Source organism: Amphritea sp., from assembly GCF_048266285.1.
Classification (GTDB): Bacteria; Pseudomonadota; Gammaproteobacteria; order Pseudomonadales; family Balneatricaceae; genus Amphritea.
In genome coordinates this window covers 1-12,285 of sequence record NZ_JBLWZV010000031.1, presented here as the reverse complement: position 1 = coordinate 12,285, position 12,285 = coordinate 1, and the positions used below count along the sequence as shown (strand labels likewise).

At 47.6% G+C, this 12,285-nt stretch carries 9 protein-coding genes; 6 read left to right on the top strand and 3 right to left on the bottom strand.

Annotation, left to right across the window (positions count from 1 at the left end):
• Positions 1–109: 109 nt before the first annotated feature.
• From ACN0T0_RS19225 to mnmH, 6 genes are all read left to right on the top strand, one after another.
• A complete protein-coding gene (locus ACN0T0_RS19225; protein ID WP_417228357.1) occupies positions 110–2,989 on the top strand; it encodes an FAD-binding and (Fe-S)-binding domain-containing protein in 2,880 nt (959 codons plus the stop codon).
• 17 nt (positions 2,990–3,006) lie between these two features.
• A complete protein-coding gene (locus tag ACN0T0_RS19220; protein WP_417228356.1) occupies positions 3,007–3,495 on the top strand; it encodes a universal stress protein in 489 nt (162 codons plus the stop codon).
• A gap of 136 nt (positions 3,496–3,631) precedes the next feature.
• Positions 3,632–5,014, top strand: a complete 1,383-nt coding sequence (locus tag ACN0T0_RS19215; protein WP_417228355.1) for a sodium:proline symporter — start codon at positions 3,632–3,634, stop codon at positions 5,012–5,014.
• Positions 5,011–5,853 (top strand): metallophosphoesterase family protein, encoded by an 843-nt coding sequence (locus tag ACN0T0_RS19210; protein ID WP_417228354.1) that lies wholly within the window; start codon positions 5,011–5,013, stop codon positions 5,851–5,853. The genes ACN0T0_RS19215 and ACN0T0_RS19210 overlap by 4 nt, the downstream gene beginning before the upstream one ends.
• Positions 5,854–5,974: 121 nt before the next feature.
• Entirely contained in the window at positions 5,975–6,580 is a 606-nt protein-coding gene (locus tag ACN0T0_RS19205; RefSeq protein ID WP_417228353.1) for a DUF2238 domain-containing protein, read from the top strand.
• Between the two features lie 16 nt (positions 6,581–6,596).
• Positions 6,597–7,694, top strand: coding sequence for a tRNA 2-selenouridine(34) synthase MnmH (gene mnmH, locus ACN0T0_RS19200; RefSeq protein WP_417228352.1), 1,098 nt, complete (start codon positions 6,597–6,599; stop codon positions 7,692–7,694).
• Positions 7,695–7,884: 190 nt separating this feature from the next.
• Here the strand turns inward: mnmH and ACN0T0_RS19195 are convergent, their stop codons facing one another.
• The 3 genes from ACN0T0_RS19195 to ACN0T0_RS19185 all read right to left on the bottom strand — a co-directional run bounded on the left by ACN0T0_RS19195 (position 7,885) and on the right by ACN0T0_RS19185 (position 11,997).
• On the bottom strand, positions 7,885–8,832 hold the full coding sequence (locus ACN0T0_RS19195) for a porin (protein WP_417228351.1): 948 nt from the start codon (positions 8,830–8,832) through the stop codon (positions 7,885–7,887).
• Positions 8,833–8,923: 91 nt separating this feature from the next.
• Positions 8,924–9,589 carry a DUF2057 family protein gene (locus ACN0T0_RS19190; RefSeq protein ID WP_417228350.1) on the bottom strand — a complete coding sequence of 222 codons (666 nt, stop codon included), beginning with the start codon at positions 9,587–9,589 and terminating at the stop codon, positions 8,924–8,926.
• A gap of 239 nt (positions 9,590–9,828) precedes the next feature.
• Positions 9,829–11,997 (bottom strand): esterase-like activity of phytase family protein, encoded by a 2,169-nt coding sequence (locus ACN0T0_RS19185; protein ID WP_417228349.1) that lies wholly within the window; start codon positions 11,995–11,997, stop codon positions 9,829–9,831.
• Between the last annotated feature and the right edge of the window lie 288 nt (positions 11,998–12,285).

Here is a 12,285-nt window from a genome sequence, read left to right as displayed (position 1 = left end):
CAGAAGGAGCCTCGCTCCTTCTGCTTTTTTAGAGACCCCGGCCAATCCCTTGGCCCAATGATAACCGGGCAGATCCTGAACCAGCGACTGCCTGAGGCGAGGCATTTCGATGAAACAGGCATATCAACAATTTAAGCAACAACTGCTGGCGTTTCTACCGGAGCGTCAAATCATATCCGACCCGCTACGCACGCTCGCTTACGGCACCGATGCCAGCTTTTATCGCCTGATTCCTCAGCTGGTGCTACGGCCCGAATCAGAAGCCGATGTTGCTCGTATCGTTCAATTGGCCAACCAACAGCAGATCCCCGTCACCTTCCGCGCAGCAGGCACCAGCCTATCGGGACAGGCGATTACCGACTCAGTATTAATTCAACTCCGCGATGGCTGGAAAGGCCTTGCCATCAATGAGGATGCTAGCCAAATATCCCTTCAACCGGGAGTGATTGGCGGCCATGCGAATCAGCATCTCGCTCCGTTTAATAAAAAAATTGGCCCTGACCCAGCCTCAATCAATAGTGCCATGATTGGCGGAATTGCCGCGAACAATGCCAGTGGTATGTGCTGTGGCACCGCGCAAAACAGTTATCGCACCCTTAGCAGTATGAAACTCGTGTTAGCCGATGGCACCACCGTGGATACCGGCAACCCCGCCTCCGTTGAGCGTTTTCGCAGCAGTCATAGTAGCTTACTGACAGCACTGGAAGCCTTGGCCTGTCAGACCCAAAGTAACGAGACACTACGCCAACGCATCGAGCATAAATATCGGCTAAAAAACACCACCGGTTATGCACTCAACGCCCTAGTCGATTACCAAGACCCTATCGACATCATGCAGCACCTGATGATCGGCTCGGAAGGCACTCTAGGTTTTATCAGCGAGATCACCTACAACACCGTTGATGAACATCCTAACAAAGCCTCCTCACTGATTTTTTTCCCCACGGTTCGCACCACCTGCAAAGCGGTTGCCCTGCTGAAAAAAACACCCGTCTCAGCCGTTGAAATGATCGACCGGGCTGGCCTACGCTCGATTGAAAATAAGCCAGGGATGCCTGAGTTTATTAAAACCTTACCTGCTGATGCCGCCGCCCTATTGGTGGAAACCCGCTCAGGCTGCAAGGATCACCTACAGCAACAGGTTGAGACTCTCAAAACGGCCATTGCTGATTTAGAAACCATACAACCGGTCAAATTCACCACTGATCCAGCGGAATATTCACAATACTGGGCCATCCGTAAAGGCTTGTTCCCCGCCGTTGGCGCCATTCGCAAAACTGGCACCACGGTGATTATTGAGGATGTTGCTTTTCCTGTCCCTCAGTTGGCAGATGCGGTGCATGATTTACATGAGATCTTTGATAAATGGCACTATGATGAAGCCCTTATCTTCGGCCACGCCTTGGAGGGTAATCTACACTTTGTGTTCACCCAGTCCTTCGATGATAAAACCGAGCTCACCCGTTATGAAGGTCTGATGGATGATGTCGCTTCGTTGGTAGTGGATAAGTACGATGGCTCGCTCAAAGCAGAACACGGCACCGGCCGCAATATGGCACCCTACGTAGAAAAAGAGTGGGGCTCAGATGCCTACACCTTAATGTGGGAGATCAAAGAGCTATTCGATCCGAATAATATCCTCAACCCCGGTGTACTGCTCAACCGCAATGCGCAGGTCCACCTTGAGAACTTAAAGCCCCTGCCAGCCGCCGAGCCTCTGATCGACAAATGTATCGAATGCGGGTTTTGTGAATCCACCTGTCCGTCGCGGGATCTCACCCTAACCCCGCGCCAACGTATTGTTATCTGGCGAGAGATCGCCCGACTCGAAGCTAGCCAAGATGATCCCGAACGACTTAGCGCGTTACGTAAAGAGTACCTTTATCAGGGGATAGATACCTGTGCTGCCTGCGGGTTATGCTCCACTACCTGTCCAGTGGAGATTAACACCGGTGATCTGACGCGCTTACTGCGCAGTCGTAATAACGAAAATCAGACCAAGTTGGCACAATGGTTAGCGGAACATTATGGCGGTGTGATGACCGCGAGTAAGGTGGCCTTTAAAGGCGCCGATCTCGCCCACGCCCTGTTAGGCAGTAAAGCGATGAGCGCGGTCTGTAACACTACCCGTAAACTGTCCGGTGGACGTGTACAGCAGTGGACGCCATCGATGCCAAGCGCGGCACCGAAGATCAATACCACCCGCGCGATCAGCAATCCCAACGCGCCTAAAGTGGTTTACCTACCGAGCTGTGCTAGTCGGGCAATGGGACCTGCCCGGGGCGATGAGGAACAAACATCACTGGCTGATAAAACCGAACAACTGCTGCGCAAGGCTGGGTTTGAAGTGATTTATCCCGATAATCTGGATCAGCTGTGCTGTGGGATGCCGTTCCAATCCAAAGGGATGTTTGATGCGGCGGACTATAAAGCCAGCGAAACCAGCCAGCAACTGCTTAAAGCAACTGACAATGGCGCGATTCCGGTCTATTCCGACACCAGTCCGTGCAGTCTTAGACTTAAGGATAATATAGATCAACGAATTAAACTCTATGACAGTGTAGAGTTTATCCATAAGTTTCTACTCGACCGGCTGATCATTACCCCCGTTGATGAAACGGTGGCGCTGCATATCACCTGCAGTAGCACGCGCATGGGGGTTACGGATAAATTGAAAACCATCGTCGAGAAATGTGTCACCCGTCTGGTGATTCCAGAACAGATCACCTGCTGTGGTTTCGCTGGCGATAAAGGGTTTTCAACCCCAGAGTTAAACGCATCGGCGTTGCGCTCACTAAAAACAGACGTAGAGGGGTGTAGCACGGGGTATTCAACCAGCCGGACCTGTGAAATTGGACTGTCGCATCATAGCGGTATAGATTACAAATCGATCATTTATCTTCTGGACCGTGTTAGCCAGCCAAAACTGAGCGAACAAAACACAACCCCAGAAAACCGACTGATTCAGCACAACGCTGCGAATCAGTAACTAACGAGGATATTGGCATGGCACTTCCTGAAATCAAAACCATTCTGTACACAACATCATTGGGCAAACACACCCGCCCGGTCTTCAGACAGGCGGTCAACCTTGCTCAGAATCTGAATGCACGGATTATTATGTTGCACGTCATCGAGCCTATCGGCGAACTCGGACATGCTCTGATTCAAAACTACCTACCGGAAGATGTCGTCAAAAAAATGCACGATGAAGGTATCGACCAGGTAATGCAGCAGATGAAATCCCGCATCGAAAAGTTCTGTGAAGAGGAGTTAGGCTCACTGGATAAAGTTGTGGATCTCGATATTGAGCATATGATCGTAGAAGGTAACTACACCGATTCTATTCTCAAAGCGGCTGCTGAAAATAAAGCCGATATGATCATCATGGGTTCAGAAAATACCTTTGGTCATCACAGCCAGACCACCCGCCAAGTGATCAAAGGTGCGAAGGTACCCGTGGTTGCGGTGCCGACCGGTAAAAAATACGTGTAAAGACTCCACTAATCTAAGCCCGTCGCCCGACGGGCTTTTTTTTATGTCACGCCCCGTTCAAACACTATTTTCATCGTTATTTCAGTTTAGGCAGTAATAATAGCGATATCGTTTTTGCATTCAATCAGGATAGCTCATGGAAATAACACTCATTATTGCGGTCGCGACCGTCGCTATATTCTCAGTGTTTATCACCCCAAAAGCGAACAGTAATGGCGCCTTCTTTAAGGGCCTGTCGCCCGAGGGCAAAGCCCCTAGCCTATTGATGCTAACCTTCTCTCAAGTGACCACCTGGATCTTTGCTCGCTCGCTCCTAAACGCCGCTATCTTAGGTTTTTATTACGGTATCTGGGGCACCTTAGCCTATGCCGCCTACTACCTCTCGTTTCTGACCGGGGCAAAGATTATTGACTCGGTTCGCTTTCAACACGGCTTTGATAGCATCCAAGCCTTTCTAACCGACCGTTTCGGCCACTGGGGCACCCGCTGCTATAACATCGTTATCGGCGTACGCTTAGTCAGTGAAGTGTTTGCCAATATTCTGGTCATCGGCATCTTATTCGGTGTTGCGGGTGGTACGGCCTACACCACCGCCGTGGCATTATTTGCCATTGTCACACTCGTTTATGCAATGTTGGGTGGCTTACATGCCTCTTTGCGCACCGACCTGTTTCAGATGGTTCTGTTTCTGGTATTACTGGCGGTGCTGACCATTTTAGTCCTAGCAACCGGTCAACTAACCAGCGCTACCCTGCTGTTTAAAAGCTTTGCCATCAATGATCCCGGCCCCATTCTGATCCTCGTCGCACTGCTACAGATCTGGAGCTATCCAATGCACGATCCCGTGATGATGGACCGAGGCTTTCTGGCCGATCGGGAGACGACTCGGAAGAGTTTCTATCATGCGGCGTGGATCAGCTTTATCTGTATAACCCTGTTCGGCAGCTTCGGTATTATGGCCGGTGCTCAGGCGATCAGTGGTGAAGCGATGAATGATGCCCTGATGCGCATTCTGGGGGAAACCCCGATGTTACTGTTTAATATCACCTTGGTTATCTCAGCCATGTCGACGCTGGACAGTACGCTCTCGAGCGCCTCGAAACTGGTAGCGGTTGATATGCGGTGGGTCGAACCCTCGGTGGTGAATGGACGGATCACCATGGCCGTGTTTGTATTGCTCGGTTTACTCTTGGTGTTCTCAGGTAATAAAGATCTGTTCAGTGCTGTGGCCGTCAGTGGTACCGCATCAATGTATCTCGCACCGGTTATCTTCTTTTCACTCTGGGGAGGCCGCACCGATATTCCCCTATGGAGCTACCTCGGCAGCTTTGCTTTGGCATTGGCTGGCGCGGCATTGTATTTTAGCGAATCCGCCGGACACACTCACTGGTTAGGTGATAGCCACAAATACACCAAATTATTGTCAATCTCCCTGACCATTCTTATCAGTGGCTGTGCGCTCTTCTGGGCGGGTATAGCAAGCCAAAAACAACCATCCTTAGGAAATACCGCCGTATGACCGTCTTTACTCCAGATCAATCGGCCCCCTTATTAGTGTTTGGTGGCCCCTATAGTAATCTTCAGGCGACGCAAGCCATTCAACAACTCGCCGCCGAACAGCAAATACCGCATCAGAACATTATCTGCACCGGCGATCTCGTCGCCTACTGCGCCCAACCCGATGCAACCGTTGACCTGATCAGGGAGTGGGGAATTAACGTGATCGCCGGTAACTGTGAAGAATCGATTGGTCAAGGAGCACTCGATTGTGGCTGCGGTTTTACCGAGGGTAGCGCCTGTGATCTACTTTCGGCGCAGTGGTACAACTTTACTCTTGCACGAGTAAGTGAGCACAATAAAGCCTGGATGCGCCAACTGCCAGAGCAGCTGGGCTTCGCTTATGGAGGGCAGCGTTTTACCGTGATACATGGCGGTCTTGATTCCAATAATCAGTTTCTCTTTGCTTCCGACTCCGCTGTACAGAAAGAGCAGCAATTACACCAATCATCCAGCCAAGTGATTATCTCTGGGCACAGCGGCCTCCCCTTCGGTCAGCAAACCGACGCTGGCTACTGGCTCAATGCCGGGGTCATCGGTATGCCCGCCAATGATGCTACGGCACAGACTTGGTATATGCTGATTAACAGGGTTAATGAGCAGTTAGTCTGCACTTGGCACCGGCTAGACTATGATCATCAGCAAGCCGCACAGCAGATGGCTGCTGCCGGTTTAGATAATGGCTATATGACAGCGCTATCCACTGGACTATGGCCTAGCTTAGATGTTTTACCCGCCCCGGAAAGAGCACTCACCGGCCACCCGCTATCACTCGCCCCACTGATTATGCCTTTCGCTTAAGCACTCATCTAAGGCCTTCACCTTCGCTACACCTTCACAACGGCTTGCGGTTTAACACGCAACTCAAAGGCGTTGCTGCCAACCGCTATTTAAGGCTGCCTAAATCGCTTATACTGCGCGCATGCGAATACTCTGGATAATCACTTTTACAGCAACCCTGCTGTGGTCGGCTATCAACCCATACGACCCGTTCACCTGGTTTCTAGAAGTGATTCCGGCGCTGCTTGGGGTTGTTATTTTGGCGCTCACTTGGCAAAAATATCGCCTCACACCGTTACTCTATGGTTTGATTCTTATCCACTGCATCATTTTGATGGTCGGAGGTCATTATACCTACGCCGAAGTACCGCTGTTTGACCAACTCTCGACACTTTTTGACTGGCAACGTAATAACTACGATAAACTCGGTCATTTCGCCCAGGGTTTTATACCCGCCATCATTGCCCGTGAGATACTGCTGCGCGCCCATGTGATCAATGGCCGTGGCTGGCTTAACCTGCTGATTGTCTGTTTCTGTCTTGCATTCAGTGCACTCTATGAATTAATTGAGTGGTGGGTGGCCGTACTGACAGGTGAGTCGGCGGAAGCCTTTCTCGGCACTCAGGGCTATCTATGGGATACACAATCCGATATGTTTCTCGCCCTGATAGGCGCCAGTGCAGCACTGCTATGCTTAAGCCGCTGGCATGACCGACAACTGCAACAGATGAATATCCAAACCTTATAACAATCAGATGACCACCATGCGCCTAGACACCGATAATTACCGCCAGTTGTTTCTTAATGATACGCCGATGATTGATCTGCGGGCGCCAATTGAATTTACCCAAGGGGCGTTTCCAAACTCAATCAGTCTACCCTTGATGACCGATGATGAACGCGCCTTAGTAGGCACCTGTTACAAACAGAAAGGCCAGCAAGCCGCTATCAAACTCGGCCATGAACTGGTTAACGGTGAGATAAAAGATGCTCGAATGGAGCGCTGGCTAGCCTTTTGTCGCAACAACCCAGAAGGCTATATCTACTGCTTTCGCGGCGGGCTGCGTTCACGTACCACCCAGCAATGGCTTAAAGATGCCGGAGTCGATTACCCCTTGGTGCTCGGCGGCTACAAAGCCCTGCGCAACACCCTGTTAGAAGTATTAAGTGAAGTCACCACACAACTTCCGTTCTATATCGTCGGAGGAAAAACCGGTTCGGCCAAAACATTGATGGTTAATACACTCCCTAACGCGGTAGATCTCGAAGGGGCGGCGCACCATCGCGGTTCCAGCTTCGGCAGTTTCGTCAACGCCCAAAACACCCAGATCAATTTTGAGAATATCACCGCGATTCAGATGCTAAAAAACCAACATGCGGGTTATTCACACTTGGTGTTTGAAGATGAAAGCCGCAATATCGGTAGCGTTGATCTTCCCAAAGCACTCTATCAAAAGATGCTGATATCCCCTGTCGCGGTGATTGAAGACCCCTTTGAGATTCGACTGCAGCGACTCCTGCAAGAATATGTAATCAATATGGTCGCCGACTATACCCGCGTGCATGGCGAGGAACAGGGACATATTCTCTGCGAAGAATATCTACTATCGGGATTGGATAAAATTCGCAAACGCTTGGGTAATGAGCGTTGGCAGACCCTGCGACAAACAATGCAAAAAGCGATTAAGCTACATCAGGCTGGCGCAGGCTTTGATGCGCACCTGAACTGGCTAACACCGTTGTTAGCGTGGTATTACGATCCGATGTATGAATATCAATTGAGCCTCAAGGCTGAGCGTATTGTATATCGTGGGAATTGGCAGGAATGTCATGATTACTTGCAAGAAAGATCGGCAAATTAAGTGACGATGTCCGAACGCTTCGCTTAGCCGATCATTTCATTTATCCGAGCATTGCTCCAGCAACTAGTCCACGGACTTCGGACTTCAAACAACAACATTTAAAACGAAAAAAGGCCGGTTCGAAAACCGGCCCCAAAACCATCGATCCAAAGCTCGAAGGGGTGAACTAAGGACAAATGCTGTGTTGCCTTTAGAACTTGATACGCATACCCATCAACATATCCAGATCTAGGTCTTTGCCATCTTCCTCAATATCAGAGACTTCAGCAAACAAGCTTACATTTTTCTGAGTAGGGAATTTATAAGTAACGTTAGCGTAAACCTGAGTCACATCAGTGGTAGCATCCAGCTCTTGCTTGGTGATACCGACAAAAACACGAGTGGTTTCTGCAACGTTGAATTTAGCAACCAGATTGTAGATATCCAAATCGTTGGTACCTGTATCACTGGTACTGTAATCGGCCGCTAGTGCCACAGTGCCCAGATCAACCGCAGCACTCACACCCCAAGAATCAACGGCATCAGAAGACGGCGTCTTTTTATATGTCTGATACGCCGCAGCTAGCTCAACATCACCGACCTCGGTTGCAACAAACAGATCATAGGAAGAGCCATTTTCAGAGCCTTCGCCTTCAGCCTTAAGTTCAGTCGAAGCAATCAGCGTTACATTGTTAAATGATGCATCAAAACGGATAACATCATCACCATCAGTTGAAACGGCATCGAAAGCATCTTCCGCTTCATAATGTTCATAAGCACCTTCTACACCAAACTCATCAGTCGCATAGTTTTGCTTACCTGCAGCAACGGCAACACCACCAAAATCGATACCGATATACGCCTCTTCAAGCTGGCTACCTTTGTAGTCAGACTTATCTTCGGCTGCATTTTTAAAACCAAAATCCAATTGACCAAAGGCTTTCATACCGTCGCCAAGATCATAGGATACTGAGTTTTTCAATTCCAGATCATCAAACTCAATTTCAGCATCTTTCGTTTTTGATGCGTTATCACGCAGCTGAACCTGAAGGTCGCCTTTAAGTTTATAAGTCAGGCCTTTGCCTTCGTAGATTGTCGCAGCATTTACAGCAGTGGCAGATGTCGCAGCAATTGCAGCAACCAAGATCAGCTTTTTCATTTATATCTCCAATTAATAAAAAGTAAAATATTAAGTACTAAAAAGTTATTCAATGAATAATTCATCAGACAAACAAGACCAAGAAATAAAATTATTGACCATCAACCCAGGTTTTAAATCTTTCTCTCGTTTCTAAATCAGCATTTAAATACCAATATCGAAGCAGGGTTTCAGGTAGGTTAATAGAATCACTCTTATTATTATGATCATTTGCAACAGGCTTATTGGTTACACCTGACTCAGAAGAGAAGCCCGTAAGCTTCTGGCGATGACCAATTGAAATTGCCCCGCCTGACTCATTTAACTTACGCAGCTCTTGTTCATAGTTTCGATTGATCTGAAAACCATCTTTTACAAGGGTCTTTGATACGTACTCAATTGAATTTCCAGCACTATCATTTAGCAACCATGTACCATTACGGTTAAGTTCGTGTAGCTCAGATAGCTTTTTGATCACCGGAGCCTTAAGCACAACATCCTGATCAACAGCCGTAAAAACAAGTACATGTGCATCGGTACTTTCAATCTCGAAACCACCGGCCTGTTTAACTTCAGCCGAATATTGAATCAGAATCTGATTTCTTCCATTAGGCAGCAGTACCGATTTTTTATTATCGAAAAATGATTTACTTTCTACTTCATAACCATTGACAGCCAGAAGAGAAATATCAGTACCCACCGATAATTTAACATCTGCCATCAGTGATGAAGAAAAAGTAAAAGCAATGATAGAAAATACAGTTGAACTAAATTGCATTACTGCTGCCTTATTTAATTACATTAAAAATTAACTGGCAGCGATAATAATTGAGTTTTATTACAGCAAGGTTACGTATCGCATAATAAAACAAAAATCTTATTACTAATATTAATTATTAAAATACAATTACAAAATCATTATCTTTTAATTAATTAAATACAAATAAATCAAAGTAATTAAACCCAATAAAAAAGGGCGATCAATGATCGCCCTTCCAATGAGTACAGCTATAGCTTTTACAGATCCACTTTAAAGAACAGCGTTTCACCTGAGCTATCATCGACACCATCATTATCAGTTACCGCAAACCCTGAGCCCGCAGCATCAATGGTAAAGCCTTCAATTTTATCCTGTACGTAACCGTGCAAGGATTTTAGATCAGGTAAAAAGTCATGTACCAGTGTTTTATTAACCAGAGGTAATGACGAACCGATCGCCGCAGGCTGCAACTGATCTTTAGATACACGGTAAAGTCGCTTAACCACCGCCGACTCGCCTAGCTGGTTATCACGCTCGATGATATACACTTGATCACCGTGACTAACGATCTCTGAAAGCCCAACCCAACCTGACTTAGGCTGTTCGAGTGGATAACGTACCGCCCCCCAACTATTGGTTTTCAAATTATAGGCTAACAGCTTTACCTGATCCGCAGGATCGTCCTTCCAAGGTCTTTGAATCGCGACCCACAGGGTATCATCGATAAGGGTGATTCCTTCTGCACCAAATTTACGCTCATGTGCTAACAACGCTTTAGGGAAATCAATCGTACGATCGATCTCCCCCTGACGATCAACATGATAAATAGCATGGGGAATATCTTTTGATGTTTTACCTTCAGAAGCAAGCCAGAAACCACCGTTACCATCGATAGCAATACCTTCTAGATCAAGTTTCTTCGCCGCTTTACCTTCACGCAAAACCGGCATTGCTGAGGTAATTTTCGCCGGTGTCTGATTCGCATCGATGCTGAAGATAGTCGGTTGATTAGCATAGAAGCTATCATTCACCGCATACAACATACCTGGTTTAGTAGGATCAGCAGTCAAACCCGATAGCGCCCCCCAACCGATCGGCGTGCCATTCGAGGTACGTGTTGACATAATCTGTGGATACGCCGCTGGTGCACCTGAGAACTGATACAGCATGACATGCGCACGAGGCCCCTTATCTTCAATCAGATCTTTCTCATTTGCACTGACCAAAAGATTACGCTGTGGAATCACCAACCCCGATTCTGGTGCCATACCTGAAGGTAACAGCTGTATAAACTCAGGAGCCCCACCCGTATCACGATAAACGCCAATCACCGAACCGCGTTCAGACAGGATAAAAATATAGGTCTGTCCATCAAACTCTCCAACCACAACACCTTCAGGCTCACTACCCTTTTTACCCGAACGTTTTTCAGGATAATGGCCCGCTAAGATAACTTCCTGTTCAAACGATGTGCCTGACTCAAATAACATCCGTCCATCTTTATGGAAAATGGTAAACCCACGGGCACCACCATTCATATCACCCTCATTGGCGATAACAAAACGATTATCATCAATCCATTTAACCGAATCAGGTTCACGTAGACGGGTTTGCTTGCCACTGAAATCCAGCTTTTTATCTTTCTTTACATCGATACCTTCAAGCTCAACACTACCGGCAGAGAAGTGATTCAAAATCTTACCACTAGCCGCATCGATAATTGCTAGATGATTATTTTCCTGTAGTGTCACTACAATCTCGTTGCGACTATTAAAATCGACAAACTCAGGTTCTGGATCGATCGCACCGATCTCAGCAAGCCCGGTCATATCAACTTTCATCGACTGATCACATTGAGGTTGTCCATTTTTAACAGGTACGATAGTGACCCAGCCAGCAGGGAACTGAGGTAACTCTCCGTCATTGAGATCTTCATCACGCTCATTCTCAATCGCCACGGCGACATAACGACCATCTTTCGATACAGCGACTGAATCAGGCTGACCAGCCAAATCACAACGCGCTAATTCCGCACGAGTTTGTAACCCCAGCGCCAGCAAATAGCCTGACGGTTTAGTATAGCTCTCGGAGGTGTTAACCCCAGCAAACACGGTAGCAGCACCAATAGCGACCGAAGTTGGCTCACCATCTAGCTTAACAATACCCCCTGCCAATGGTTTTTCTGCATTGGTGATATCAACAAAGCCCAGTGCTTCCAACGGGCTATCAGAATAAACCAAGGTATTACCATCTTCACTGGCGGCAATAATCTCAGGAGATGTTTCCTGACTCAGCTCGATTCCTTCGGGTAAATTATGAATAGCACCAAAGCTGGCAATACGGTTGAAGGAATCAGCTTGAACAGCAGTTGCAGAAGCCGCAACTGACAGCAGTAAAAGCGTTTTTTTAAAACGGCCGACAGGCATAACAGATCTCCGGGATTAATTTAACAACCCGAGGATGGTATAGGGGAGAAATGACAGCAACATGACTTTCTTGTGACCAAAGAAAGACATCTCGGGCTTAAGTCAAAGTTAGATATTGCTTAGGTAGCAAGCGATCAATCGATGCTCGCTGTATAAATAGAACAGGGGGATACAGTAACGCCGCTGGTAAACAACATTTCCAAAACACTCAAAAACGAAAAAGCCCCGACCAAACTAATGATCGGGGCTGTCTCTTATTTGAAGCTTGGCGATGACCTACTCTCGCAT

Coding starts and splice junctions, on each gene's coding strand:
- ACN0T0_RS19225 (WP_417228357.1), top strand. CDS start 110: ATGAAACAGGCATATCAACAATTTAAGCAACAACTGCTGGCGTTTCTA.
- ACN0T0_RS19220 (WP_417228356.1), top strand. CDS start 3,007: ATGGCACTTCCTGAAATCAAAACCATTCTGTACACAACATCATTGGGC.
- ACN0T0_RS19215 (WP_417228355.1), top strand. CDS start 3,632: ATGGAAATAACACTCATTATTGCGGTCGCGACCGTCGCTATATTCTCA.
- ACN0T0_RS19210 (WP_417228354.1), top strand. CDS start 5,011: ATGACCGTCTTTACTCCAGATCAATCGGCCCCCTTATTAGTGTTTGGT.
- ACN0T0_RS19205 (WP_417228353.1), top strand. CDS start 5,975: ATGCGAATACTCTGGATAATCACTTTTACAGCAACCCTGCTGTGGTCG.
- mnmH (WP_417228352.1), top strand. CDS start 6,597: ATGCGCCTAGACACCGATAATTACCGCCAGTTGTTTCTTAATGATACG.
- ACN0T0_RS19195 (WP_417228351.1), bottom strand. CDS start 8,832: ATGAAAAAGCTGATCTTGGTTGCTGCAATTGCTGCGACATCTGCCACT.
- ACN0T0_RS19190 (WP_417228350.1), bottom strand. CDS start 9,589: ATGCAATTTAGTTCAACTGTATTTTCTATCATTGCTTTTACTTTTTCT.
- ACN0T0_RS19185 (WP_417228349.1), bottom strand. CDS start 11,997: ATGCCTGTCGGCCGTTTTAAAAAAACGCTTTTACTGCTGTCAGTTGCG.